19 protein-coding genes are annotated in these 25,332 nt (G+C 71.9%); 8 read left to right on the top strand and 11 right to left on the bottom strand.

The features are described from left to right. Positions 1-441: 441 nt before the first annotated feature. Both N4G70_RS02495 and lepA read right to left on the bottom strand, forming a co-directional pair. Positions 442-2,325, bottom strand: coding sequence for a long-chain fatty acid--CoA ligase (locus N4G70_RS02495; protein ID WP_261710689.1), 1,884 nt, complete (start codon positions 2,323-2,325; stop codon positions 442-444). A 235-nt stretch (positions 2,326-2,560) separates the two neighbouring features. After that, entirely contained in the window at positions 2,561-4,426 is a 1,866-nt protein-coding gene (lepA, locus tag N4G70_RS02490; RefSeq protein ID WP_261710688.1) for a translation elongation factor 4, read from the bottom strand. A 226-nt stretch (positions 4,427-4,652) separates the two neighbouring features. Here lepA and rpsT point away from each other — a divergent pair, with 226 nt between their 5' ends. Further along, the gene (gene rpsT / locus N4G70_RS02485) at positions 4,653-4,919 is read left to right on the top strand and encodes a 30S ribosomal protein S20 (RefSeq protein WP_053726104.1); all 267 of its coding nucleotides are present in this window, start codon (positions 4,653-4,655) and stop codon (positions 4,917-4,919) included. Between the two features lie 189 nt (positions 4,920-5,108). Here the strand turns inward: rpsT and N4G70_RS02480 are convergent, their stop codons facing one another. From N4G70_RS02480 to N4G70_RS02465, 4 genes are all read right to left on the bottom strand, one after another. Further along, positions 5,109-5,945 (bottom strand): 4'-phosphopantetheinyl transferase superfamily protein, encoded by an 837-nt coding sequence (locus tag N4G70_RS02480; RefSeq protein WP_261710687.1) that lies wholly within the window; start codon positions 5,943-5,945, stop codon positions 5,109-5,111. Further along, the gene (locus tag N4G70_RS02475; RefSeq protein ID WP_261710686.1) at positions 5,942-7,675 is read right to left on the bottom strand and encodes an acyl-CoA dehydrogenase; all 1,734 of its coding nucleotides are present in this window, start codon (positions 7,673-7,675) and stop codon (positions 5,942-5,944) included. Before N4G70_RS02475 ends, N4G70_RS02480 begins: the two co-directional genes overlap by 4 nt. Before the next feature lie 4 nt (positions 7,676-7,679). After that, complete coding sequence (locus tag N4G70_RS02470) at positions 7,680-9,395, bottom strand: fatty acyl-AMP ligase (protein WP_261710685.1); 1,716 nt, start codon at positions 9,393-9,395, stop codon at positions 7,680-7,682. Between the two features lie 102 nt (positions 9,396-9,497). Next, complete coding sequence (locus N4G70_RS02465; protein ID WP_261710683.1) at positions 9,498-9,833, bottom strand: DUF6059 family protein; 336 nt, start codon at positions 9,831-9,833, stop codon at positions 9,498-9,500. A 268-nt stretch (positions 9,834-10,101) separates the two neighbouring features. Here N4G70_RS02465 and N4G70_RS02460 point away from each other — a divergent pair, with 268 nt between their 5' ends. Further along, positions 10,102-10,716: a DNA-binding response regulator gene (locus N4G70_RS02460; RefSeq protein WP_120723506.1), complete on the top strand. Its 615-nt coding sequence runs from the start codon at positions 10,102-10,104 to the stop codon at positions 10,714-10,716. Between the two features lie 204 nt (positions 10,717-10,920). Here N4G70_RS02460 and N4G70_RS02455 read toward each other — a convergent pair whose 3' ends face one another. The 5 genes from N4G70_RS02455 to N4G70_RS02435 form a co-directional block, all read right to left on the bottom strand. After that, positions 10,921-13,185 (bottom strand): sensor histidine kinase, encoded by a 2,265-nt coding sequence (locus N4G70_RS02455; RefSeq protein ID WP_261710682.1) that lies wholly within the window; start codon positions 13,183-13,185, stop codon positions 10,921-10,923. A 235-nt stretch (positions 13,186-13,420) separates the two neighbouring features. Next, a complete protein-coding gene (locus N4G70_RS02450; protein ID WP_261710681.1) occupies positions 13,421-15,799 on the bottom strand; it encodes a sensor histidine kinase in 2,379 nt (792 codons plus the stop codon). 95 nt (positions 15,800-15,894) lie between these two features. Beyond that, positions 15,895-16,539, bottom strand: a complete 645-nt coding sequence (locus N4G70_RS02445; protein WP_261710680.1) for a hypothetical protein — start codon at positions 16,537-16,539, stop codon at positions 15,895-15,897. Positions 16,540-16,592: 53 nt separating this feature from the next. Next, complete coding sequence (locus N4G70_RS02440; RefSeq protein WP_261710679.1) at positions 16,593-18,872, bottom strand: TOMM precursor leader peptide-binding protein; 2,280 nt, start codon at positions 18,870-18,872, stop codon at positions 16,593-16,595. Beyond that, the gene (locus tag N4G70_RS02435) at positions 18,872-19,036 is read right to left on the bottom strand and encodes a hypothetical protein (protein ID WP_261710678.1); all 165 of its coding nucleotides are present in this window, start codon (positions 19,034-19,036) and stop codon (positions 18,872-18,874) included. The genes N4G70_RS02440 and N4G70_RS02435 overlap by 1 nt, the downstream gene beginning before the upstream one ends. 299 nt (positions 19,037-19,335) lie before the next feature. On the opposite strand from N4G70_RS02435, the gene N4G70_RS02430 reads away from it, so the two are divergent. The 6 genes from N4G70_RS02430 to N4G70_RS02405 all read left to right on the top strand — a co-directional run bounded on the left by N4G70_RS02430 (position 19,336) and on the right by N4G70_RS02405 (position 24,792). Then, positions 19,336-20,154, top strand: coding sequence for an AfsR/SARP family transcriptional regulator (locus N4G70_RS02430; protein WP_261710677.1), 819 nt, complete (start codon positions 19,336-19,338; stop codon positions 20,152-20,154). 157 nt (positions 20,155-20,311) lie between these two features. After that, positions 20,312-21,082 carry a cyclase family protein gene (locus N4G70_RS02425; RefSeq protein ID WP_261710676.1) on the top strand — a complete coding sequence of 257 codons (771 nt, stop codon included), beginning with the start codon at positions 20,312-20,314 and terminating at the stop codon, positions 21,080-21,082. Continuing rightward, positions 21,079-21,918 (top strand): thioesterase II family protein, encoded by an 840-nt coding sequence (locus N4G70_RS02420; protein WP_261710675.1) that lies wholly within the window; start codon positions 21,079-21,081, stop codon positions 21,916-21,918. The genes N4G70_RS02425 and N4G70_RS02420 overlap by 4 nt, the downstream gene beginning before the upstream one ends. 60 nt (positions 21,919-21,978) lie before the next feature. Further along, the gene (locus N4G70_RS02415; RefSeq protein WP_261710674.1) at positions 21,979-23,250 is read left to right on the top strand and encodes a beta-ketoacyl synthase; all 1,272 of its coding nucleotides are present in this window, start codon (positions 21,979-21,981) and stop codon (positions 23,248-23,250) included. Further along, a complete protein-coding gene (locus N4G70_RS02410) occupies positions 23,247-24,494 on the top strand; it encodes a ketosynthase chain-length factor (protein WP_261710673.1) in 1,248 nt (415 codons plus the stop codon). The genes N4G70_RS02415 and N4G70_RS02410 overlap by 4 nt, the downstream gene beginning before the upstream one ends. Before the next feature lie 40 nt (positions 24,495-24,534). Then, complete coding sequence (locus N4G70_RS02405; protein WP_261710672.1) at positions 24,535-24,792, top strand: acyl carrier protein; 258 nt, start codon at positions 24,535-24,537, stop codon at positions 24,790-24,792. The last annotated feature ends 540 nt before the right edge of the window (positions 24,793-25,332 follow it).

Raw genomic sequence — 25,332 nt, 5'->3', positions numbered from 1 at the left:
CAGTTCCCCGCGCCCCTGGCAGGACCGGTGCGGGCCCACCTCGGACACCTCAGCCCGTCCGGCGATTGAGGACGAGCGCCGTTCAGGCGCGAACGGGGTCTGGGGCGGAGCCCCAGGAAACCCCGGTCCCGGCTGCGGACCGTGCCCGCTCCTCGCGCAGTTCCCCGCGCCCCTGGCGGGGTCGATGCTGGCCCGCATCGGGGCATTTCAGCCCGTCCGGCGATTGAGGACGAGCGCCCTTAAGGCGCGAACGGGGTCTGGGGCGGAGCCCCAGGAAACCCCGGTCTCGGCTGCGGGTCGTGGTCGCTCCTCGCGCAGTTCCCCGCGCCCCCGGCAGGACCGGTGCGGGCCCGCATCCACGCACCTCAGCCCGTCCGGCGATTGAGGACGAGCGCCCTCAAGGCGCGAAGCGGGGTCCGGGGCGGAGCCCCGGTGCGGGGGTCAGGCCTCGCGGGAGCCTGCGTACATCTCGTCGATAAGCGCCCGGTACTCGCGCTCGACAACCGGCCGCTTCAGCTTGAGGCTGGGCGTCAACTCGCCGTGCTCCACGTCGAGATCGCGCGGGAGGAGCCGGAACTTCTTGATCGTCTGCCAGCGCTGGAGCCCCTCGTTGAGGCGCTTGACGTAGCCGTCGACCAGCTCCACCGTCTGCGGGGCCGCCACGACCTCGGCGTACGAGCCGGTGATGCCCTGCTCCGCGGCCCAGCCGAGGATGGTGGGCTCGTCGAGGGAGATCAGGGCGGTGCAGAAGTTCCGGTCGGCGCCGTGCACCAGGATGTTGGAGACGAACGGGCAGACCGCCTTGAACTGGCCCTCGACCTCGGCGGGCGCGATGTACTTGCCGCCCGAGGTCTTGATGAGGTCCTTCTTGCGGTCGGTGATCCGCAGATAGCCGTCTGCGGACAGCTCGCCGATGTCACCGGTGTGGAACCAGCCGTCGGACTCCAGCACCTCGGCGGTCTTCTCGGGCAGCTGGTGGTAGCCCTCCATGATGCCGGGGCCGCGCAGCAGGATCTCGCCGTCGTCCGCGATCCGCACCTCGGTGCCGGGCAGCGGCTTGCCGACCGTGCCCGTGCGGTACGCCTCGCCCGGGTTGATGAAGGAGGCGGCCGAGGACTCGGTGAGCCCGTAGCCCTCCAGGATGTGGATGCCGGCGCCGGCGAAGAAGAAGCCGATGTCGGGGGCGAGCGCGGCCGAGCCGGAGACGCAGGCCCGCAGCCGCCCGCCGAACGCCTCGCGGATCTTGCTGTAGACGAGCGCGTCGGCGACCTTGTGCTTGGCCGAGAGGGTGAAGGGCGCCCCGGGGCGACCGGTGCGGCGGAAGTTGTCCTGGCTGACCTTCGCGTACTCGCGGGCCACCTCGGCCGCCCACTGGAAGATCTTGTACTTGGCGCCGCCACCCTCCCGGGCCTTGCTCGCGACGCCGTTGTAGACCTTCTCGAAGATGCGCGGCACCGCGGCCATGTAGGTCGGCTGGACCACCGGCAGATTCTCGATGATCTTGTCGATGCGGCCGTCGACCGCCGTGACGTGACCGACCTCGATCTGGCCCGAGGTGAGCACCTTGCCGAAGACATGGGCGAGCGGCAGCCACAGGTACTGCACGTCCTCGCCGGTGACCAGGCCGGTCGCCGCGATCGCCTTCGCCATGTACGACCAGTTGTCGTGCGGCAGCCGGACGCCCTTGGGCCGGCCGGTGGTGCCGGAGGTGTAGATGAGGGTGGCGAGCTGGTCGGCGGTGATGGCCGCGATCCGCTCCTTGACCGCCCCGGGGTTCTTCTCCAGGTGGGCGGCGCCGCGCGCCTCCAGGTCGGCGAGGCTCAGCACCCAGCCCTCCGGGTCGCCCTCGACGGGCTCCGCGCCGGTGGGGTCGACGACCACGACGTGGCGCAGGTTCGGCAGCTCGGCGCGCCGCTCGCGGGCCTTGGCCAGCTGGCCGGCGTCCTCGGCGATCAGGACGCGGCTCTCGGAGTCGGCCAGGATGAACGCCGACTCCTCGGCGTTGGTGGAGGGGTAGATCGTGGTGGTGGCGGCTCCCGCGCACATCACGCCGAGGTCGGCCAGGATCCATTCGACCCGGGTGGAGCAGGCCAGCGCGACCCGCTCCTCGCTGAGCACCCCGAGCTCCGCGAGGCCGGCGGCGATCGCGTAGACCCGCTCGGCGGCCTGGGCCCAGCTGAGCGACTTCCACTCGTCGGGGGTCCGACCGCTGCCCGGTACCGGGTAGCGGTAGGCCTCCGCGTCCGGCGTGGCGTCCACGCGCTGGACGAAGAGGGTCGCCACGGACGGCGGCCGGTTCTCGATCAAGGTCTGTGTGTCGCTCACGACGTCCTCCGGGCTGGCCTGCGGCAAGGCTGCGCGACTGGCTGGTTGTCCGAGTGCTCTGGCTGTCCGACGCTTGTTTAACTGGCGAGTAACCATCGGGCCGTGATCAGAGTAGAGCGCCGTCGGCCCCCGCGTAAGGGGCAACGGAGAGTGGTTTCATAACGAACGGACCCCCGTGCGAAGGCGCGGGGGTCCGTTGTGGCGGCCTTGCGAAGAGCCGGTGATCGTGGGCGTCCTACTTCTTCTTGGCGCCCGACTCGTCGCTGGAGAGCACCGCGATGAAGGCCTCCTGGGGGACCTCCACGGAGCCCACCATCTTCATCCGCTTCTTGCCCTCCTTCTGCTTCTCGAGCAGCTTGCGCTTACGGGAGATGTCGCCGCCGTAGCACTTGGCGAGGACGTCCTTGCGGATGGCGCGGATCGTCTCGCGGGCGATGACCCGGGAGCCGATCGCGGCCTGCACGGGCACCTCGAAGGCCTGGCGCGGGATGAGTTCGCGCAGCTTGGCGACCAGGCGCACGCCGTAGGCGTAGGCCGCGTCCTTGTGGCAGACGGCGGAGAAGGCGTCGACCTTGTCGCCGTGCAGCAGGATGTCGACCTTGACCAGGCTCGCGGCCTGCTCGCCGGTGGGCTCGTAGTCGAGCGAGGCGTAGCCGCGCGTCTTGGACTTGAGCTGGTCGAAGAAGTCGAAGACGATCTCCGCGAGCGGCAGGGTGTAGCGGATCTCGACCCGGTCCTCGGAGAGGTAGTCCATGCCGAGCATGGTGCCGCGCCGGGTCTGGCACAGCTCCATGATCGAGCCGATGAACTCGGAGGGGGCGAGGATGGTGGCCCGCACGACCGGCTCGTGCACCTCCGAGATCTTGCCCTCGGGGAACTCGCTCGGATTGGTGACGGTCACCTCCTTGCCGTCCTCCAGGACGACCCGGTAGACCACGTTGGGCGCGGTCGCGATCAGGTCGAGGCCGAACTCGCGCTCCAGGCGCTCGCGGATCACGTCGAGGTGCAGCAGGCCGAGGAAGCCGACGCGGAAGCCGAAGCCGAGGGCCGCGGAGGTCTCCGGCTCGTACACCAGGGCGGCGTCGTTGAGCTGGAGCTTGTCGAGGGCCTCGCGCAGGTCCGGGTAGTCCGAGCCGTCCAGCGGATACAGACCGGAGAAGACCATCGGCTTCGGGTCCTTGTAGCCGCCGAGCGCCTCGGTCGCCCCGTTGTGCAGGCTGGTGATGGTGTCACCGACCTTGGACTGACGGACGTCCTTCACGCCGGTGATGATGTAGCCCACCTCGCCGACGCCGATGCCGTCGGCGGGCGTCATCTCGGGGGACGAGACGCCGATCTCGAGGAGCTCGTGGGTGGCGCCGGTCGACATCATGCGGATGCGCTCGCGCTTGTTGAGCTGGCCGTCGATGACACGCACATAGGTGACGACGCCCCGGTAGGAGTCGTACACCGAGTCGAAGATCATCGCGCGGGCGGGCGCGTCGGCGACGCCGACCGGGGCGGGCACGTCGCGCACCACGCGGTCCAGGAGCGCGTCCACGCCGATGCCGGTCTTCGCCGACACCTTCAGGACGTCCTCGGGCTGGCAGCCGATGAGGTTCGCGAGTTCCTCGGAGAACTTCTCGGGCTGGGCGGCCGGCAGGTCGATCTTGTTGAGGACGGGAACGATGGTGAGGTCGTTCTCCATGGCCAGGTACAGGTTGGCCAGCGTCTGCGCCTCGATGCCCTGGGCGGCGTCGACGAGCAGGACGGTGCCCTCGCACGCGGCGAGCGAACGCGACACCTCGTAGGTGAAGTCCACGTGGCCCGGGGTGTCGATCATGTTCAGGATGTGGGTCCGGCCCTGGCCGGGGCCCTCGGTGGGGGCCCACGGCAGACGGACCGCCTGGGACTTGATCGTGATGCCGCGCTCGCGCTCGATGTCCATGCGGTCGAGGTACTGGGAGCGCATCTGCCGCTGGTCGACCACGCCGGTGAGCTGGAGCATCCGGTCGGCAAGGGTCGACTTGCCGTGGTCGATGTGGGCGATGATGCAGAAGTTGCGGATCAGCGCCGGGTCGGTACGGCTCGGCTCGGGCACGTTGGGAGGAGTCGCGGGCACGCAGGGTCCTGATTCTTGAGACGCGCGGGGTCGATCGCGACGTCTCGTCTCGGGTCGACGACGGTTCGATACATGAGGAACAGCCTCTATCGTCCCACGGCCGCGGGCCTGCGCCCGGTTTGGGCCGGTCGGGAAGCGGCTGGTAACGTGGACAGCTGTGTCTCGTCACCCTCGTGGCGGCAGGCACGACCGAAGATCGAATCATCGAACCTGCAAAGGCTCTTTCGTGGCGAACATCAAGTCCCAGATCAAGCGGAACAAGACGAACGAGAAGGCGCGCCTGCGCAACAAGTCCGTCAAGTCCTCCCTGCGCACCTTCATCCGTAAGGCCAACGAGGCCGTCGCCGCCGGTGACGTCGAGAAGGCCACGGCTGCGACCCGCGCCGCTTCGCGTCAGCTGGACAAGGCTGTCTCGAAGGGTGTCATCCACAAGAACGCCGCCGCCAACAAGAAGTCGGCGCTGGCGCACAAGGTGGCCGGCCTCCAGGGCTGACGCACCCCGCTTCATCTGATCGACCGCCCGACGGGATCAAGCGGCCCCTCTACCGCTCCCCGACGGCACCCCAGTGCCGCGCGCGGACGCGTTCGCCACGCGGGCGCGGTGCTAGTGAAGACGTAACGCGAAGGCCCCCTCGCCTCCTTCCCCAGGAGTCGAGGGGGCCTTCGTGCCGTCCGGGCCCGCTCAGTGCGGTACGCGGCCGACCAGGTCGACGACCTCGCCGAGGAAGCCCTCGTCGAGCATGGTGGAGACCGCCGTGTCCCCGTCGTCGCGCAGCCCCGCGTCGTGGCAGGCGACCCCCACCAGATAGCCGCCGTCGAGTTCGAAGGTGGCGAAGGCCCACTCGCCGTGCGAGGCGGGCTCGCCCTGGGGGGTGAGCAGGCTGGTGGCCTCGGCGTCGAAGCCGAACTGGGTGAAGCCCATCCGCATGCCCTGCCCGAGCGCCTTGGTGTACGCCTCCTTCAGCGTCCAGGTGCGCACCAGGCCGCGCTGCTGCTCGGCCTCCTCCAGGGTGCTCAGCCAGCGGCGCTCGGCGGGGGTGCACAGATGGCGCTGGACGGCGGAGTACTGGATGCGGCGGTCGGCGAGCTCGGTGTCGACGCCGATCCGGCCGCGCCGGTTGAGCCCCACCACCAGCAGGTCCCGGGTGTGACTGAGGCTGACCTCGATCTGGTCGCAGCCGCGCAGATAGGGGCGCCCGCCCGCCTTGGAGGCGAGCTCCACGGTCTCGGGCGGGGTCTGGAGGGCGGCGCCCGCGGTGTACTTCACGAGGAGGCGGGAGGCGGCGAAGCGGTCGCGGGCCTCGGGGTCGGGGAGGTTGTTGAGGCGCTGCCAGTCGCGGGGGCCGAGCAGCGGGCGCAGCTGGGGGTCGGCGATGGCCGCGGGCAGCCAGTCCCGCCAGTTCGCGTGCACCACCACATGGCCGTGCCACGCCATGGACTGCCGCACCCGGCTCCATGGGCTGTCGGGTCCCGGCATCAGAAGGGGTTCGGCGATGCCCGTCCGTGCGAGGGGGCTCATGGGGTACCTGCTTCCGCCAGAGGCGCGTCGTGGAGATCGAAACCGCGGCCGGCGCGAAAGCGCGCCAGCAGCTCCTCCGCCACCCGGTCGACGCAGTCCGGTGGCAGCGGAGGAAGGGTGAGGCCGAGCCTGCGCCCGTAGCGGTGCAGGGCGACCACCAGCCAGGCGGGGTCGGCGAGGAACCCGGAGCCGCGGCGGTGGTGCTCCCACACCGCGAGGGCGGCCCCGGCCGCGGACAGGACGGAGTGCCGGTCGGCGAGCGCGGCGGTGGCGGGGCTCGCGAGCGCGGCCCGGTCGCCGGGCTCGATGGCCAGGCACGCCTCGCGCACGGCCAGCAGGTCGGCGTGGAAGGCGGCCGCCATCGTACGGAGCGCCTCGCCGTGGGGTCCCTCGGGCGCCGCGCCGGCCAGGCGCGCGGCCGAGGCGGTGAGGGAGGCGGCCAGGAAGTCCCCGCCGCCCGCCACTTCGAGGGCGCCGATGTCCAGGTGGGGCAGGGGCTCGGCGGTGTCGTACAGGGCGGCGGGCGGTTCGGCCTCGCGACCCCACGCATGCCGGGCCAGGACCGGGAGCTGGGGAATCACCACGGCCTGGCAGGAGGCGGTTCCGGCGTGTCCGAGCCCGGCGGCGGGCAGGTCGCGCAGGAGTTTGCCGAGCATGCCCTGGTCGGTGTCGCGGCTGTAGCCGCCGGCGCCGAGCACCGTGGCGAGCTCCTCCAGGTCGTCCCTGAGCAGGTCCGGTACGAGGTACTTGAGTTCGGCCGCGGCCAGATGGGCCGCCCCGGGCAGCAGGGACAGGGCGCGCAGGACGGAGGTGGCCATGGCGTCCCCGGCGAGCAGGTCCGCGAACACCCCGGCCAGGACGCCGCGTTGGCGTCTTCCGAGGGTGCCGCCGGAGAGGGCGGCCCGCACCGAGGCGCGCAGCACGGTGTCCACGGAGGCGATGACGGCGCCGGTGATCAGGGTGCGGTTGAGCTGGAAGGTGCGCAGGGCAAGGCGCACCCCGGAGCCGAGGTCACCGACCAGTGCCTCACCCGGGACCTCGCACTGGTCGAACTCGTACCCGGCGAAGCGGCAGCCGCGCATACCGGTGGTGGGCTGCCGCTTGAGCAACCGCACGCCGTCGGGCGGGAGTTGGGCCGGGTCGAGCAGGAACACGGAGTGGGAGGCGGGGCCGGGGGCGGGGTCGGTGCGGACGTGGGCGACGACGGCGCCCGCGCGTTCGGCGTTGATGACCACGTCCTTGCGGCCGTCCAGGACGAAGCCGCCGGAGTACTGCATGGCGCCGAGCTCGCCGCGCAGCATCGCGCTGCCGTGGGCGAGCGAGCGGTGCACGATGGCCGCGCGGCCGCCCGACACCAGCAGGCGGGCCACGCTCGCGCGCTGGTCGGGCGAGCCGGCGGCGAACACCGGGGCGGCCGCGAACAGCGAGGTGATGCCGTAGCCGAAGGCGAGGGCGACATCGCGGCGGAAGACCGGGCGCAGCATCCGCATGAGCTCGTCGGCGTCGCGCAGCCGGCCGCCGAGCGCGCGGGGCACCAGCTCGGCGCCGAAGCCCTCCTCGTCGAGCAACTCCTCGGCTGCGGACAGGAGTTCACTGTTCCCGTCGGCGGCGAGCAGGGCGCGGAAGCCCAGGGGGTTGGCCGGGTCGCAGGGGTCGCCGAAGCGGAATTCCAGCCGCTCGGCGCGGTGGCGTACGTCCGGGTCGGTGACCCGGACGGCGGCGATGGGCATGGGCTCAGCCTCCTTCTGCGGCGTACGGAGGCGCCGATGCGTACAGCGGGCGCAGTTCGCCGCGCAGATAGAGCTCGCGCATGAGCGAGCGGCGGACCTTGCCGCTGGTGGTGCGGCGCACGGTGCCGGGGCGGACCAGGACCACGCCGCCGAGCGAGGCGCCGAACTCCTCGTGGAGGCAGCCGCGCACCCGCTCGGCGAGGTCGGCGAGCTGGCCCCGGCTCCAGCCGGCGCCCCGGATCTCCTGGATGGCCACGATCTCCTCGTGCTCGGCGGGCGTGGCCAGGACCACGGCGGAGCCGAACGGGGCTCCGGACTGGGCGAGTTGGCGTTCGGCCTCCTGGGGGTGCAGGGTGCGGCCGTCGACGAGCAGGGCGTCCTTGATGCGGCCGGTCGGATAGAGCTCGCCGTCGCGCAGTGCGCCGAGGTCGCCGGTGCGCACAAAGCCGTACTCGCCGGAGGTGGTGGCGTGCCCGAAGGCGGCGGCGGTCTCCAGGGGGCGGCGCCAGTAGCCGTCGGCGACGGCCTCGCCGCGCACCCAGATCTCACCGACCGACCCGTCGGGCAGCACGGCGCGGCTCTCGGGGTCGACGATGCGTACGGTGACGCCCCGCGCGGGTCCGCAGCTCGCCAGGGTGCGCACCGGGTGGCCCGGCACCGGCGGCGTCAACGCGCCCCGCTCCAGGCCTTCGGCGGACACGGTGGCCGGTGCGGGCGGCAGCCGGTCGGCGAGGCTGACCAGAAGGGTGGCCTCGGCGAGCCCGTATCCGGCGGCGAGCGCGCCGGGGCGCAGGCCCGCGGCGGCGAAGCGGTGGGCGAAGGCGGTGAGGGTGACGGCGGAGACCGGCTCGGAGGCGTTGACGGCGGTGGTCAGGGCGCTCAGGTCGAGGCCGGCGAGGTCGTCGTCGGTGACGGCGGCCAGGCACCGGGCGTACGCGGAGTCGGGGGCGGCGGTGACGGTGACGCCGTGCCGGGCCACCGCACGCAGCCAGCTCAGCGGGTCGGCGGCGAACCGGCGCGCGGGCATCAGGACGGCGGTGGCGCCGAGCCAGAGCGGGTGCAGGAGCTGGCCGATGAGGCCGAGGTCGTGGTGGAGCGGGAGCCAGCCGCCGATGCGGGAGTTCTCGTCGGTGCCGAGCGTGGCGCGCAGCGTCTCCATGGTGGCGAGGAGGTTGGCGTGGGTGACCTGGACGCCGCGCGGGGCGGCGGTGGAGCCGGAGGTGTACTGGAGCAGCGCGATGTCGGTGCCGTCCAGGGCGGGCGGCTGCCAGTCGGCGCCGTCCTCGGGCAGACAGTCGACGGCCAGGCACACCACCGCGGAGCGCCCCGCCTCGGCGAGGCGGCGGGAGAGTTCGGGGGCGTGCGCGGACTCGGTGAGCAGGACGGCGGCGTCGGTCTCGGCGGCGATGGCGTGGGTGCGTTCGGCGGCGGCCCGCGAGGCGTCCGGTGGCGGCACGGGGACGGCGACCGCGCCCGCGTACAGGCAGCCGAGCAGGGCGGCTACGGTGTGCGGGCCGCCGTCCATGGAGATCAGGACGGGCCGGCCGGCCGCGCGGCGGCGCAGCAGCGCGGCCGCGACGGCCCTGGCCCGCGCGTCGAGTTCCCGGTAGGTGTGCCCGTCGGCGTTGCCCTCACCGTCCAGGCGGAGCAGCGCGGTCCGTGCGGCTCTGTCGGCGAACCGGGCCGCCAGTGCCTGCGTGAAGCTCTTCGCTGGGGTCATCCTCTGCTCCCTGGTGCTCGGACGGATGGTTGGTCCTCCTACTCTGTTCCTCCGCCCTCGACGGGTACTTGAAGATCAACTGTGCTGGGGCGGCCGGGCCGCTCATCTTCTGTGTCCGGGCACCTCGTTCAGCAGGTCCTGCAGGAGCATGAGTTCCTGGCGGGTGAGCGGGACATCGGGGCGCAGCCGTTCGGGGTGGCCGGGCGGCGGCCCGTCGGCGTCGGTGCGCAGCATCAGACGGAAGCCGCTGTCGAGCGAGTGCAGCCGGGCCCGGTTCCCGTCGGCGGCGGTCAGATACATGTCGACACCGCCATGGACCATGAGGGCCTCGCCCACGGGTCGCAGACAGCGGCCGATGAGGCGACGCCAGCGGCCCTTGGGGCGGCGGCCGGAGCTCTCCGGTCCGTCCGGAACATCCTGGTTCTTCCGGCCGGGCATGTCAGAGAACACCTTCCGAGCTGGGGTGTCCGTTCATGTTCACGTCACCTCTCCCTTCCCCCTGGCCGCCGGACGGCGCCTGGGTGGAGGGAGGATGGGAGCAACCACTTGAGCCGTGGTCGGGTTCTGGCTGAAAGGCGCGGGTGCGGAATCCCTCGTACCGGTCCTGAAACGGCATGTGCCCAATTGGGCTCGGCCCCGGGTCCCGGCCCCGGCCTATTGCATAATCGCTACGACCGACCCATGATCCAGCACAACGGGGGGCACCATGGTGCGAGTTCTGATTGCCGAAGACATGCATATGCTGCGCAAGGCATTGGTGTCGCTCATTGAACTGGAGCCCGACCTGGAAGTCGTGGCCGAGCTGTCGTCCGGTACGGACATCGTGCCGACCGCGATGGCGATGCGGCCGGATGTCGCCGTTCTCGACATCGATCTGCCCGGCACCGACGGCATCACCGCCGCGGCCGGATTGCACACCTCGGTACCGGAGTGCCGCACGCTCATCCTGACCAGCCTGGGCAGACCGGGAAACCTCAGACGGGCGCTGGCCGCCCATGTCTCGGGGTTCCTGCCGAAGGACTCCGACCCCGACAGCCTCTGCGCCGCGATCCGCCAGGTGGCGGCGGGCGAGCGGGTCATCGACCCCCAACTGGCGCTCGCCACCCTGGACTCCGGCCCCTCCCCGCTCACCGACCGCGAGCGGGAGGTGCTGCAACTGGCCTCGGGGGGGATGGAGGCCGGCCAGATCGCGTCCCGGCTCCATCTGTCGTCCGGCACCGTACGCAACTATCTGACCTCGGCCGTCAGCAAACTCAACGCGCGTAACCGGGTCGACGCGATCCGCATCGCCCGCGAGGCGGGGTGGCTCCACTCGGTCTGACCGACCGGTCCGGGACAGGACCCGTGCCGTACGCGGAAGCCGGCGTCCCAGCACCGCGACCCAACCATCAAAACAGCGCCAGCACCGGCCCCAGCCCCAGCCGAATCGTTTCTGCTCCGCCGGGGCCGGGCCCGTGCGCTCTCCTCCGGCCAGGGGGCCCGGCCCGCCCGCTCTCCCGCGCCGGGGCCGGGTGGTCCCGTCCGCTCACGCCGCGAGCAGGGCCACCTCGGCGCGCAGCTCGAACCGGCCGTCCGGCCGGGGCCCCGCCGTCAGGCGGCCGTTGACCGCCTCGACCCGGGTGGTCAGATTGCCGATCCCGCTGCCGCCGCCCACCCGCGCGGCGACCGCGGCCTCGCCCACCCCGTACGCGCCGTCGTTGACGAGGGTCAGCCGTACCGCGCCCGCCGTGCGCTCGGCGGTGATCTCGCAGCACTCCGGCTTGCTGTGCCGCAGCATGTTGGTCAGGCCCTCGCGGACCATCGTGGCGAGCACCGTCTCCACATCGCCGGGCAGCTCGCCGCAGTCGAGGCGGACGGTGGCGTGGATGCCGGCGCCGGTGAGCATGGCGATGGCGTGCTCGGTCTCGTCGGTCAGACACATCCGCAGACTGCCGCCCGCCACCGTGCGCACATCGGCGAGCGCCTCGCGGACGATGCCGAGCACCTCGGTCAGCTCGTGCCGCGCCTGGATGGGCCGGGTCGGTGCGAGCCGGCGTACCAGCTCGCACTTGAGCGTGATCGCCGACAGGCTGAACCCGAGCAGATCGTGCAGGTCGCGCGCGAAGCGGAGCCGCTCGGTGCTCACCGCGAGGCGGGCGATCGCGGTGCGGGAGCGGTGGAGTTCGGTGGCCACCTGGGCCATTCTGGTCAGCCCGAAGACGACCACCGCGCAGATCGGGGTGTACGCGGCCTCGTAGATCACGTCCTGCACGGGGACGCCCACCGCGTACTGGGCGGCGGCGCTCGCGGCCGTGACGAGGACCAGAACCGGCCACGCGGCCACCGAGGGCAGCACGAGCAGCGCCGACCCGGCGAGGAAGCCGGGCAGCCCCGCCCACTGCTTGCCGAACGCCAGGAACGGCACGAACTGGAGAAGCGCCTGCGCCCCCAGCGCCCCGTACCGCAGCGGGCCCCGCCGGCGCGGCCCCCAGGAGTGGCGCCAGTGGAAGGACTCGGCGAGCTGGAGCGCGAGCGAGCCCAGCAGACAGAACTCCACGGTGGGCAGCCCGCGCGCGTACGGGGCGTAGGACCAGCCCTCGGCGGAGTACGCGAAGAAGTAGCCCACCAGCACCGCGAGGGTGATCGCGCCGGCCGCGCGGGGCATCACATCGGTGCGCCCGGGCCGGGCCGCCCTGCGCCGGTCGCCGCTCGGGCCGCGCCGGGCCGTGCACCCGGCGCGGGGCAGCCCCGCCTCATGCCGCAGCGGGACGACCGCCCGCAGTCTGAACCAGCCCCGGCCGTCGGCGCCATGGGTCAGGGTGCCGCCGAGTTCGCGCAGCCGGGAGTCGAGCGCGGCGAGGCCGCTGTGCGGCCCGGGCCGGCCCGAACGGCCGCCGCCGACACCGTCGTTGGCGAGGACGAGCACGGCGACGCCCCCGCCGCGCTCGGTGGTGATCACACAGCGCTCGGCCTTGCTGTGCCGCAGCATGTTGGTCAGGCCCTCGCCGAGCACGGTGGCGAGGATGGTGTCCACGGTCGCGGGCAGTTCGCCGCAGCGGTGGCGCACGGTGGTGTCGATCCCCGCCGCCGAGAGCATGGAGACCGCCGCGTTCGCCTCGTCCGAGAGGGACATCTGGCGGTAGCCGCGGCTGACCGACCGCACATCGGCGAGCGCCTTGCGCGCGGTGCGCAGCACCTCGCCGACCTCCTCCTGCGCCCGGGCGGGGGTGTCCGCGAGCAGCCGGTAGGCCAGCTCGCACTTGAGGGAGATCGCGGAGAGGCTGAGCCCGAGCACCTCGTGCAGATCGCGCGCGAACCGTAACCGCTCCCCCGCCACCGCGAGCCGGGACAGCTCCTCGCGCGAGGCGTGCAGCCGGTCGATCATGGCGGACATCCGCGAGAGCCCGATGACGACGAGCGGGATCAGTACCGCCTCGATGCCGCCGTACACGAAGTCGCCCGCGTCGAACCGCAGATGGTGGAAGAGCACGAACTCGCCCGCGACCGCGCACGCGAAGAGCGGCCAGCCCACCGCCGCGGGGAAGACGAGCACCGCGGAGGCCGCGAAGAACTCGGTCATCCCGCTCCAGGCGGCCCCGAACACGGCGATCGGCCCATACGAGAGCAGCCCGAGCAGCACCCAGGTCGCATAGCGGTAGAGCCCGAGCCGGGGGATGAACCCCGGGAAGGAATGGACCAGTTGCAGCCCCATGATCCCGGCGAAGCCGAACACGGCGGCCGCGCCGTGCCACACCGGGGGGTGCTCCGCCCAGACATGGCTGGCGTCGATCACGATGAAACCGAGCAGCACCCCCGCGGTGATGGCGACCGCGGTACGCCGCGGCAGCGCCCGGCCGTCCCCACGCGCCGGTGCCGGGCCGGCGCGGCCGACTGCGTCGGTCCTCCCGCCTCGCCCCTGCCCGCGCAACGGTCTTCCGTCCGCGCGGCCGACTGCCTCGGTCCCCAAGTCTCCCCCGTGAGCTTGCTTCTTCGATTGTGGTGATGCGTGACGCGTCCGGCGCGCCGGCGCCGCGAGCCCTCGGGCCTCAGGCGGCCGTGGTGAGGAGCGCGACCTCCGCCTTGAGCTCGAAGCGGCCGTCCGGTCGCGCCCCCGCCACCAGCCGGCCGTTCACCGCCTTGACCCGCGTGGTCAGATTACCGATCCCGCTGCCGCCGTTGACCTTCGAATCGAGACCCGGTGCGGCACCGCCGTCCACGCCGTCGTTGACCAGGGTCAGGCGCACTCCGGCCGGGGTGCGCTCCGCGGTGATCTCGCAGTGGACGGCCCTGCTGTGCCGCAGCATGTTGGTCAGGCCCTCGCGCACCATGGTCGCCAGGACGGTGTCCACGTCGCCCGGCAGCTCTCCGCAGTCGGTGTCCACGGTCGCCCGGATCCCGACACCGGCGAGCATCGCGGTGGCGTTCGCCGCCTCGGCGGTCAGGCTCATGCGCTGGCGGCCGTCGGCCACCGTACGCACGTCGGCGAGAGCCTGACGCGCGATCCCGAGCACCTCGGTCAGCTCGGCCTGGGCCTGCACCGGCTTGGTCTGCGCGAGCCGGCGTACGAGTTCGCACTTGAGTGTGATCGCCGACAGGCTGAAACCGAGCAGATCGTGCAGGTCGCGCGCGAAGCGGAGCCGCTCCGTCGTCACCGCCAGGCGCGCGATCTCGGCGCGGGAGCGGTGCAGTTCGGAGGCGAGCTGGGCCATGCGGGACAGTCCGAAGACCACGAGGCCGCACATGACCGTGTAAGCGCTCTGGTAGGTGATGTCCCACGTGGTGTTCCCCGCCAGGTGCAGCTCGACGCCGCACGCGGCCGTGACGGCGGCGACCAGCGGCCAGGCGGCCGCGGCCGGCAGCGTCAGGAAGGCCGCGCCCGCGACGAAGCCCGGCAGTCCCACCCACGTCGGGCCCAGGAACAGCGGCGGCACGAACTGGAGCAGCACGAGCGCGCCCAGGGCCGCGTACCGCAGCGCCGGGGGCCTGTGGGCCGTCCGGGCGAAGCGCCCCTGGAAGGACAGGACGAGCTGGATCACGAGCGTGGCGGAGAGGCAGAGCTCCACCGCCAGCCCGTGTCCGAAGGTGGGGTGATAGGCCATGGCGACTTCCGAGTACGCCAGGAAATAGCCCATCAGAACCGCGAAGGTGATCGCGGCGGCCGCGCGCGGGACCATGTCGGGGTGGCCGAATCCCCTGGCCGAGAGCGTCGGCCGGTCGGCGTCGTCGGCTTCGGGGACGACCGGTTTGCTCGTGCCGGGTTCGCGGTCCATCTGCGCGGGCAGGGGCACGACGGCTTCCAGGCGGAACCAGCCCTCGCCGTCGCAGCCGTGGGTGAGGGTGCCGCCGAGTTCCTGGACCCGGGAGCCGAGCGCGGCCAGTCCGCCGTGCGCGCCCGTCTTCGGCAGCCGTGAGCGGCCGATGCCGTCGTTGGCGAGGATCAACGCGGCTGCCCCGTCGCGCCGTTCGGCCGTGATCTCGCACTGCTCGGCCTTGCTGTGCCGCAGCATGTTGGTCAGGCCCTCGCGCAGCACGGTCGCCAGGACGGTGTCCACGGTGACGGGCAGGGCCCCGTCGTCGACCTTCATGCTGGTGCGGATGCCCGCGGCCTGGAGCATGGAGGCGGCCGCGTTGGCTTCGCCCGACAGTGACATCTCGCGGTAGCCGCGGCTGACGGAGCGCACATCGGCGAGCGCCTTGCGCGACGTGCGCAGTACCTCGCCGAGTTCCTCCTGCGCCCTGGCGGGCGCGTCCGCCAGCAACCGGTAGGCCAGTTCACACTTGAGGGAGATCGCCGACAGGCTGAAGCCGAGCACATCGTGCAGGTCACGGGCGAAGCGGAGCCGTTCGCTCGCGACCGCGAGACGGGAGAGCTCCTCGCGCGAGCGATGCAGTTTGACGATCATGTCGGACATCCGGGAGAGCCCGATCACGATCAGAGGAATCAGCACCGCCTCGATGACCGCGTACACGGCGGTCTCCCAACCGGTCCCGAAGTGGAAGAAGACGAGGCTGTCCCCGGCCGCCGCCAGACAGAACAGCGGCCAGCCGATCGCCGCGGGGAAGACCAGCACCGCGGAGGCCGTGAGGAACTCCGTCATCCCGCCCCAGCCGACCCCGAACGCGAGGATCGGCAGATACGTGAGCAGTCCCTGGAGGGCCCACGTCCCGTACCGGTAGCGCGGGGGCCAGGGCGCGAGACTCGGAAAGGAATGGCCGAGTTGCAACGCCAGGATTGCGGCGAAACCAAGGAAGGCGGCGGCGAGTTCCCACCGCGGAGGATGCTCGAACCACACATACGAGCCGTCGATCACGAAGAAGCCGAGCAGCACCCCAGCCGTGATGGCTATCGCTTTGCGAGGTGGCAACACCTGACTGCCGACATCGGCGGAGAAGACCTCCGCCTGGTCGGCTACTTCTGATTTCAACTGTCCCCCATGGTTTTCGGTGCTTGGTCAGAAGCACGTCTCCGGACCGGATCATAAGTAATCCGGAGGCCGAATCTGTAGTGCTCGACCGGTTCTCACAGTCGGACGGCACCGTTGAGATCCACCGCGGAGAGCATGCCGGCGGCGACCGCGTAGGCGCGGGCCGCCCGGACGACACTCCCCGGCAGCGGCCCGTCCAGCGGTGACCGGAAATCGCCCTCGCTGCCCTGCAGGTGGAGCAGCAGGCGCGGGCCGTCGGCTCCGTGCAGCTCGACGCGGTGGTCGCAGCCCTCGTACGCCAGCACGGGATCGTGTCCCGGTCTGCGCAGCACCACGCTCGTCGGCACTCTCAGTTCACGTCCGGGCGCGACCGGCGGCGGGGTGAAGGTGGCGTCGGGCGAGAGCGGGACCACGCTCAGGACCGGCGAGGCGCCGATGGCGATATGGCGCACGATCAGGTGCTGGAGCGGCGCGAGCGCGCCGAGCAGCTCCCGCGAGGCGTCGTTCCACTCGTCCTCGGGCACGTCGTAGCCGGGAAACCCCGGCACCACGTTGGCGAGGGACACCGGGCCGAGCTGCATCCGGTGCAGCGCCTCGCGCAGCAGCGCCCCCGGGCGCTCCAGGCGCAGCTCCCCCCATGGCGTGCGCAGCACGGTGCTCTGGCCGAAGAGCACCGTGACGTCCTCGCGCAGCGACCAGAACTCACCGAGTTCACGGGCCGCGAGGCGGTCGATACGCATGAGAGGGGGTCCTTCCACCGGCAGGTGTGGCGTTCGTGTGCGTCGTACGGATTTCAGAGGAAGAGCGGGACCGGGTTGAGCTCCTCGTAGGGGGTCGGCGCGGCCAGTCTGCCGAGTTGTACCGGGACGTCGAAGAGGCGTCCGGGGGCGAAGCGGGCCCAGTGCGATCTGAGTCCGGGCACCACCACCTTGACCACCGGCAGCCCGACGTCGGGTCTTGTCTGATCGAGGACGAGCAGTTCCATGCCCTTCCCGCGCAACAGCTCCACGACCGTCTCGATGTCTTCGTACAGGTCGTCGTGCGGAGTGTAGGCGTGCGTGGCGGGCCCGGTCGGGGCGCAGTCGGCGGGAAGCAGATAGGTGTGCTCCTCGACGGTCGCCGTACGCAGCCACTCGCGTACGTCGGGGTCCTCGGCGGCGGCGCGGGACACGCTTCCGTCGGGGGCCACCACATGGGGCATCATCTGGTTCAGCTCGGTCAGGGCGCGGCGGAGCGCGATCGCGGGGTCGAAATGGGCGCCGAAGCCGAACATGATGTCCTGCCGCTGCCCGGTTTCGGCGTCGGCAATCCTCGAAAGCGCCGCCATGACCGGGATGCCGAGGTCGGCGGTGAGATCGAGGACCCACACCTCGCGCCCCAACGAGGCGTGTACGCGCCGCAGTTCACCGATCCAGGGATCGTCGAAGGCGTCCAGGTCCACGGCCGGGTGGCGGGTGCGGTTGTACCACCACAGGGCCAGCGCGTCGCGCTCGACGAGTTCGAGGAAGCCCTGGAGCACGGCGTCCTCGATCGTTCCCCCGGCGGCGGTGCCGTTGGAGGTGGCCAGGCAGGAGAAGGCGCCGGATGGCTGGGGCGCCCCGTAGTAGAGCAGCGCGGTCGGGAGCAGCTTGTGGCGCTGCTCGGTCACCGACCACAGCGGTGTCCAGTCGGTGGGTCTCTCCCCTTCGAAGGGGTCGGCGACGTACTGGAAGGGCCCGTGCCGCTCGTTCCACTCGGCGCGGTCGGCGTACTGCCGCTCGTCGTAGAGCTGGACGGTGTCGGGGTGGATCGCGTTCGCGGCCAGCTCGCGGTAGGTGCCGCGAACCGTGGACTCGCCGCCCTCGAAGTGACCCGAGTGACGTTCGAGCGCCTCGGCCAGGGCGCTGACCCTGGCCTGGATCTCAGTGGCGCCCTTGCCTCCGCAGGAAGCTCGCAGCCCGCCGCGTATCGCGCCCAGGCCCTGGGTTCCGGCGGCCGGGTTGAGGCCGGCGGAGAACGAGTTGAAGAACTCCGGGCCGCAGGCGTGGCGGTTGATTCCCCGCACCAGGCCGGTGACCGGATCTACCAAGTGGCCGAAGCGGTCCAGGAGTTCCGCGGGTGTAAGACTGCGGTGGCCGTTGCCGTCGGTGTCCCGCTTGATGCGGGAGCGCAGCACGACGGGCGCCTCGACCTGGGCCGTGGTCATGCCGGGCTCGCCGCAGCTCGAACATTGGGGTCGGCGCACCACGGGGTGGAGTTCCCCGGCAAGGGTCAGTCCGTCGAGCGTGCGCAGCGCCTGCTGGGCGGCGTCACGGTATCCGGCGAGCCACTTGGCGGCTTCGAGGCCGGCCAGTTGCAGGGCGGCGAGCCGGGCGGCGGGCAACGTGCACGAGGGCCGGGGCACCGGGCCCGAGCGGCCCAGCATGCGCTGGACGTGGGCCTCCACCGGGCGGGTCCGCCACAGGCGTTCGGCCAGACACGCCCAGCAGGCCCCGTCGAGATCCCCGAAGAAGGGGCCGATCCACATCTCGGTGCCCTCGGTCTTCACGGGCAGCCACCGCCTGCCCGAAGCCCGGAACTCGGCGTCCAGGACGGCGAGTTCGGGATCCAGGTAGTCGTCGCACAGGACGAGGGTGAGCTCCGCGGGGCTGTCGGTGACGGTGAGCCCGGCGGCCGTGAGGCTCGCGGACAGTTCGGCGGCCTGTGTGCTGCCCACCGATACGACGCGTACCGCACCGCGGGCCAGGGCGGTCGCCGCCCTGTTTCCGTCCAGTCCCGCCGCTTCCCAGTACGCCTGCTCGGCGGTCTCCCGCTCGCTCACCTGGCGCTCACGGCCGCACAGCAGCCCGGCGCCGGTCAGCCGCGACACCAGCCGGGCGGCCTGCCCAGAAGGAAGCGCGTCCGCGGTGTCCTGGGCTATGCGCTCCAGGGGGCGGGTGCCGTCGAGGAAGGGGGCGAGCCGGGCGATCTGCTCACCGTGCAGTGCGGTGACCCGCTGGTCGGAGATCAGGTACACCGCTTCGCCGGGCACCTGCTCGACCCGCAGGTGCGGCTTGAACCCCAGCAGCGGGGCGGCGGTCTGGACGGCCGCCATCAGGCGGTGTACCGAGACGCGTCACGGGCGCCGGCCACGGGTACCGGGGTGACACCGGTGAGACCACAGGGAACCGAGGCCTGTCCGACCAGGAAGTGCCGCCCGAACTCCTCGATGACAAGGTCGTCCCCGGCGGTCACGACAAGACTGAGGTTCGCGTTCATCTGGATATTCCCCCTGGCAGACACTGATGGAGGCTCGGGGGCCCCGCCCCCTAGCCGTCGGCTCTCGACTCCTGGTCGGGCTGACGTCCAGAACTCTGCCGGGTCGGCCGAATCCGCCCCAGTGCCGCGGTCACGGGATGCACATGAAACTTTCATACTCGTCCCCAGGACACTCACATGCCGGGTTCAGGAGCCCGGCACTGCCCCAAGTCGGGTCCGGGTGACAGCTTTTGAGGGTGCTTGGAGCCGGGTCCGAAAACCATCGGGTCATCCGGCAGATCCGACCCCGGAGGAATCCCATGGAGATCAAGGTTCTCGGTCCGCTCATGGCCGAATCGGGCGGCACGTCGGTCGTCCCGAGCGCCGGCAAGCCCCGGCAGATACTGGCGTTGCTGTCCGTGTACGCCAACCAGGTCATGCCGGTGCCGACGCTGATGGAGGAGATCTGGGGCGCCGACATGCCCCGCAGCGCGCTCACCACGTTGCAGACGTACATCCTCCAGCTGCGCCGGCTGATCGCGGGAGCGCTCGGCCCGGACAGCCCCTACACCGCACGTGAGGTGCTCGCGACCCGGCACGGTGGCTACCTCCTGGAAGTGACGCCGGGCTCGGTGGACGTGCACGAGTACGACCACCTGGTGGCGACCGGGCGGAGCGCCGCCGAGCGCGGTGACGACGAGAGCGCCGCCGCGCTCTACCGCGACGCGCTCGCCATGTGGCGCGGGCCGGCCCTGGTGGATGTGCGCCTGGGCCCGCTGCTGGAGATCGAGCTCGTGCGTCTGGAGGAGAGCCGGCTCGGTGTCCTGGAGCAGCGGATCGACTCCGACCTGAGACTCGGCCGCCACATGCAACTGCTCGCCGAACTCACCTCGCTGACGGCCCGTCACCCGCTGCACGAGGGCCTGCACGCCCAGTGCATGGTGGCGCTGTACCGGTCCGGACGGCAGTGGCAGGCGCTGGACGTGTTCCAGAACCTGCGGCGCGGGCTCGCCGACGAGCTGGGGCTCGACCCCTCGGCGCGGCTCCAGCACCTGCACCGCGCGGTGCTCGCCGGTGACCCGGCGCTCGACTCGCACCTGGCCCGGCGTCGCCCGGTGCTCGACCTCTTCGCCGCCTGAGCGGCGCACGGGCGGCCTGACCGCCCGGCAGCAACGCGTCCGGACCCCGCCCTCTCCCCCCACAGGGCGGGGTCCGACGCGTGCGCGGCTCGATCCGGCCTCTAGGCCGTCGCCGCACAGTGCCCCCCGAACGTCGCCAACGACACTGGGGGTTACCTTGCGAGTCATCGATCTGTCGTCGCCCGTGGACGCGGCCGGCTGGGAGCCGGACCCCATCGTCCACGAGATCATGACGCCGGCCGAGGGCGCCGCCCACATGGCGGCGGAGATGAAGGAGCACTTCGGGCTCGACTTCGACCCGGCCGACCTGCCCGGGGGCGAGCTGCTCTCCCTCGACACACTCACCCTGACCAGCCACACCGGCACCCATGTGGACGCGCCCTCGCACTACGGCTCGGTCGGTGACTACGGCCGGCCCCGCAACATCGACGAGATGCCGCTGGACTGGTTCCTGCGCCCGGCCGTGGTGCTGGACGTGAGCGATGTCGGCATCGGCGCCATCGGCGTGGAGCGCATCGAGAAGCAGATCGCCGAGATCGGGTACACCCCGCAGCCGCTCGACATCGTCATGCTGCACACCGGCGCCTCCCAACACGCGGGCACACCGCGGTACTTCACCGATTTCGCCGGGCTCGACGGGCCGGCCACCGACTTCCTGCTCGACCTCGGCGTACGCGTCATCGGCACGGACGCCTGGAGCCTGGACGCGCCGTTCGGGCACATGATCCGCACCTTCCAGGAGACCGGCGACCAGTCGGTCCTGTGGCCCGCGCACTTCGCCGGGCGGCGCCGCGAGTACTGCCAGGTCGAGCGGCTCACCGCGCTCGACACCCTGCCCACGCACGGCTTCCGGGTGTCCTGCTTCCCCGTGAAGATCGCCGGAGCGGGGGCGGGCTGGACCCGGGCCGTCGCCCTGATCGACGCATGAGATCCGACACCGCGGTCCGCGAGGACACCGTGACGCCGTGGCTGTTCTGCTTCCACCACGCGGGCGCCGGGATCTCCTCCTTCGCCAAGTGGCAGAGGATCCTGGGCGACACGGCCGAGGTGGTCCCGGTGCTGCTCCCGGGCCGCGGCCCGCGCGCCAAGGAGGCCCGGATCACCGACGCCACCGAACTCATGAATGAACTGCGGGAGTTGATCACCCCGCTGCTCGACCGGCCCTATCTCCTGTACGGGCACAGCCTCGGCGGTCTCGTCGCGCACGCGCTGACCCGGACCCTGGAGGACGACGGCCTGCTGCCGCCGGCCCGCCTGGTGATCGGCGCCGTACCGCCGCCGCATCTGCGCAACACGCTGCTGCGCGGGGCGCGCCTTCCCGACCATGAACTCATCGATCTTTTGGTCGACCTGGAGGCGGCGCCCCCGGCGGCCGCCGGGCGCGACCGTTCGCTGTGGCAGCGCCAGGTGATCCCGGCGCTCCGGGACGATCTGCGACTGGGCGAGGCGCTCTGCCAGGTCAACGCCGACATGGCGGTGGGCACCCCGCTCACCGCGCTGGCCGGCCGGGACGACCCCATCGCGCCGCTGTGGGAGATGGCCGAGTGGGCCGACTACTCGGTGACCCGCTTCCAGCTCCAGACACTGCCCGGCGGCCACTTCTTCGTCCGCGAGCGCGGGGTGCCGGAACTGCTGCGCGAAGTGGCGCTCGAGCTGCGGGCGTCGCTCCAGGGGGAGTACGGCGGTGAGTCGAGCAGGCGTCAAGAGGGCGGGACCAGACTCCTTCCAACAGCGGATCTCACAGCGGACCTATCAGAGAGGTGACGCAGCCGTGCTGCACATTCCCGGGGCGCACCCCCAGGCCAAGACCCACGAGGGGGACAGGTGAGCCGACGCGTAGTCATCACCGGAATCGGTGTGGTCGCCCCCGGGGGCGTCGGCACCAAGGAGTACTGGTCCCTGCTGACCGCGGGACGCACCGCGACCAGGGCCGTCACGCTCTTCGACGCCTCGGCCTTCCGGTCGAAGATCGCCGCGGAGGTGGACTTCGATCCCGTGGCCCAGGGGCTCACCGAGGAGCAGGCGGGACGCCTGGACCGGGCGGCCCAGTTCGCTCTGGTCGGCGCCCGTGAGGCGGTCTCGGACAGCGGTCTGGACATGGCCGGCCTCGACCCGTTCCGTACCGGCGTCACCATCGGCAGCGCGGTCGGCGCGACCACCGGGCTCGACTACGAGTACGCGGCGGTCAGCAACAACGGCGCCGAGTGGCTCGTCGACCACGAGCGGGCCGTGCCGCACCTGTACGACTACTTCGTGCCCAGCTCGTTCGCGGCCGAGGTGGCCTGGGAGTTCGGCGCGCAGGGTCCCACCGCCGTGGTCTCCACCGGCTGCACCTCGGGCCTGGACTCGGTCGGCCACGCCGTCGAGCTGATCCGCGAGGGCAGCGCCGACGTCATGATCGCCGGGGCCACCGAGGCGCCGATCTCGCCGATCTCGGTCGCCTGCTTCGACGCCATCAAGGCCACCTCGAACCGCAACGACGAGCCGGAGACGGCCTCGCGCCCCTTCGACAAGTCGCGCAACGGCTTCGTCCTCGGCGAGGGCAGCGCGGTGTTCGTCCTGGAGGAGTACGAGCAGGCCGTGGCGCGCGGCGCGCACATCTACGCCGAGGTCGCCGGGTTCGCCTCGCGCTCCAACGCGTACAACATGACGGGGCTGCGGGCCGACGGCGCGGAGATGGCCGAGGCCATCGGCGCCGCCCTCGCGGAGGCCGGCATCCCGGGCACCGACATCGACTACATCAACGCGCACGGCTCGGGCACGCTCCAGAACGACCGGCACGAGACGGCCGCGTTCAAGAAGAGCCTCGGCGACCACGCGTACAACACGCCCGTCTCGTCGATCAAGTCGATGATCGGGCACTCGCTCGGCGCCATCGGCTCCCTGGAGGTCGCCGCGTCCGCGCTGGCCATCGAGCACGGCATGGTGCCGCCCACCGCGAACCTGCACGAGGCCGACCCCAAGTGCGACCTCGACTACACACCGATCCACGCCCGCGAGCGCGCCATCGACACGGTGCTCAGCGTGGGCAGCGGCTTCGGCGGATTCCAGAGCGCGATCGTGCTCACCAAGCCCGAGCGGAGGAAGACGGCATGACGAGCGAGCTGCTCGAACGTACGGCGGTGCGCTCCGCCACCGCGGTGTTCACCGGGATCGGCGTCACCGCCCCCAACGGGCTTGGTACACAAGCCTGGTGGGAGGCGACGGTGGCCGGCGAGAGCGGCATCCGCCCGGTCTCCCGCTTCGACGCCTCCGGCTATCCGGCGACGCTGGCGGGCGAGGTGCCCGGCTTCGACGCCGCCGAGCACATTCCCAGCAGGCTGCTGCCGCAGACCGACCACATGACCCGGCTCGCCCTGACCGCCGCCAAGGAGGCCCTTGAGGACTCCGGCGCGGACGTGGCCGAGATGCCGCCGTACTCGGCGGGCGCGGTCACCGCGGCCTCCGCGGGAGGCTTCGAGTTCGGCCAGCGCGAGCTCCAGGCGCTGTGGAGCAAGGGCGGCCAGTACGTCTCCGCGTACCAGTCGTACGCCTGGTTCTACGCCGTCAACACCGGCCAGATCTCCATCCGGCACGGGCTGCGCGGGCCCAGCGGCGTCCTGGTCACCGAGCAGGCGGGCGGCCTCGACGCGGTCGCCCAGGCCCGGCGCCAGCTGCGCAAGGGCAGCAAGCTCATCGTCACCGGCGGCGTGGACGGCGCGGTCTGCCCCTGGGGCTGGACCGCGCAGCTCGCAGGCGGCCGGATGAGCCCGGTCGCCGACCCGGCGCGCGCGTTCCTGCCCTTCGACACCGAGGCCAGCGGTTACGTCGCCGGAGAGGGCGGTGCCATCCTCGTCCTGGAGGACGCCGAGGCGGCCCGCGAGCGCGGCGCCCGGATCTACGGCGGGCTCTCGGGGTACGCCGCCACGTTCGACCCGGCGCCGGGTCGCGGCGGCGAGCCGGGCCTGCGCCGTGCGGCCCAACTCGCCCTGACCGAGGCCGGGTTGAGCGCGTCCGACGTGGATGTGGTCTTCGCCGACGCGTCCGGGGTGCCCGAGCTCGACCGCCAGGAGGAGGCCGCGCTCACCGCGCTGTTCGGCCCCCGCGGTGTGCCGGTGACGGCGCCGAAGACCATGACGGGCCGGCTGTCGGCCGGTGGCGCCTCCCTCGACCTGGCGGCGGCGCTGCTGTCCATCCGGGACGCGGTGATCCCGCCGACCGTCAATGTCACCTCCCCGGTCGCGGCCGACACGCTCGACCTGGTGACCGAGGCCCGGCGCGGGCCCGTACGCACCGCACTCGTCCTGGCCCGCGGGACCGGCGGCTTCAACGCCGCGGCCGTGGTGACCGCGGCGAACTGAACTCCACTGTTGTCATTGAGGATTGAGAGAGGCGAGCTTCATGAATCTCAAGGAACTGACCACGTTGCTGCGTGAGTGCGCGGGTGTCGGCGAGGGGGTCGATCTGGACGGGGACGTTCTGGACGTGCCGTTCGACGACCTCGGGTACGACTCGCTGGCGATCCTTCAGGTGACGGGGGTCATCGAGCGGGACTATCAGATCCAGCTGTCCGACGACACGGTTGCGGAGGCGTCGACGCCTCGGGTGTTGCTGTCGTTCATCAACGAGTGCCTGTCGTCTGCGACGGCGGCGGCGTAACCCCTCCCGGGCCCCGGGCCCCCTCGGCTGCCGCACCCCCCACGGGCGTGCGGCAGCCGTCGTCGTGCCCCGGGACGCGTTTCCCCACCCACCGACCCGCGCGGGGGGTTGTCAGGCCCCGGCCCCCCTGGGGCTCCGCCCCAGACCCCGGGACGTTTTCCCACCCACCCGCCCGTGACGGGGGTTGGATGGTTCCGGCCCTCCTGGGGCTCCGCCCCAGACCCCGTTCGCGCCTGAACGGCGCTCGTCCTCAAACGCCGGACGGGCTGAGGTGCCCTGCGCTGCCCCGCACCGAGTAGTTAGGGGCGCGGGGAACTGCGCGACCAGCCACACACAGCCCGCAGGCGAAGGCGGGTTTTCTTAGGGGCGCGGGGAACTGCGCGAAAAGCGACCACGGTCCGCAGGATCGAGAGGGTTCAGGGGCGCGAGGAACTGCGCGAAAAGCGACCACGGCCCGCAGGATCGAGAGGGTTCAGGGGCGCGGGGAACTGCGCAGGAAGCGCGCGGCCCGCACCCGAAAGGTTCCCCCTGCCGCGCACG

Source organism: Streptomyces sp. ASQP_92 (assembly GCF_025399895.1).
Taxonomy (GTDB): Bacteria; Actinomycetota; Actinomycetes; order Streptomycetales; family Streptomycetaceae; genus Streptomyces.
The sequence above is the reverse complement of the archived record's forward strand: the minus strand, read 5'-3'. Positions and strand labels throughout refer to the sequence as shown.

What these genes read in the sequence shown, in the direction of transcription:
- N4G70_RS02480 (WP_261710687.1), bottom strand. Translation starts at nt 5,945, where the DNA reads ATGAGCCCCCTCGCACGGACGGGCATCGCCGAACCCCTTCTGATGCCG.
- N4G70_RS02475 (WP_261710686.1), bottom strand. Translation starts at nt 7,675, where the DNA reads ATGCCCATCGCCGCCGTCCGGGTCACCGACCCGGACGTACGCCACCGC.
- N4G70_RS02470 (WP_261710685.1), bottom strand. Translation starts at nt 9,395, where the DNA reads ATGACCCCAGCGAAGAGCTTCACGCAGGCACTGGCGGCCCGGTTCGCC.
- N4G70_RS02465 (WP_261710683.1), bottom strand. Translation starts at nt 9,833, where the DNA reads ATGCCCGGCCGGAAGAACCAGGATGTTCCGGACGGACCGGAGAGCTCC.
- N4G70_RS02460 (WP_120723506.1), top strand. Translation starts at nt 10,102, where the DNA reads ATGGTGCGAGTTCTGATTGCCGAAGACATGCATATGCTGCGCAAGGCA.
- N4G70_RS02445 (WP_261710680.1), bottom strand. Translation starts at nt 16,539, where the DNA reads ATGCGTATCGACCGCCTCGCGGCCCGTGAACTCGGTGAGTTCTGGTCG.
- N4G70_RS02440 (WP_261710679.1), bottom strand. Translation starts at nt 18,872, where the DNA reads ATGGCGGCCGTCCAGACCGCCGCCCCGCTGCTGGGGTTCAAGCCGCAC.
- N4G70_RS02435 (WP_261710678.1), bottom strand. Translation starts at nt 19,036, where the DNA reads ATGAACGCGAACCTCAGTCTTGTCGTGACCGCCGGGGACGACCTTGTC.
- N4G70_RS02430 (WP_261710677.1), top strand. Translation starts at nt 19,336, where the DNA reads ATGGAGATCAAGGTTCTCGGTCCGCTCATGGCCGAATCGGGCGGCACG.
- N4G70_RS02420 (WP_261710675.1), top strand. Translation starts at nt 21,079, where the DNA reads ATGAGATCCGACACCGCGGTCCGCGAGGACACCGTGACGCCGTGGCTG.
- N4G70_RS02410 (WP_261710673.1), top strand. Translation starts at nt 23,247, where the DNA reads ATGACGAGCGAGCTGCTCGAACGTACGGCGGTGCGCTCCGCCACCGCG.
- N4G70_RS02405 (WP_261710672.1), top strand. Translation starts at nt 24,535, where the DNA reads ATGAATCTCAAGGAACTGACCACGTTGCTGCGTGAGTGCGCGGGTGTC.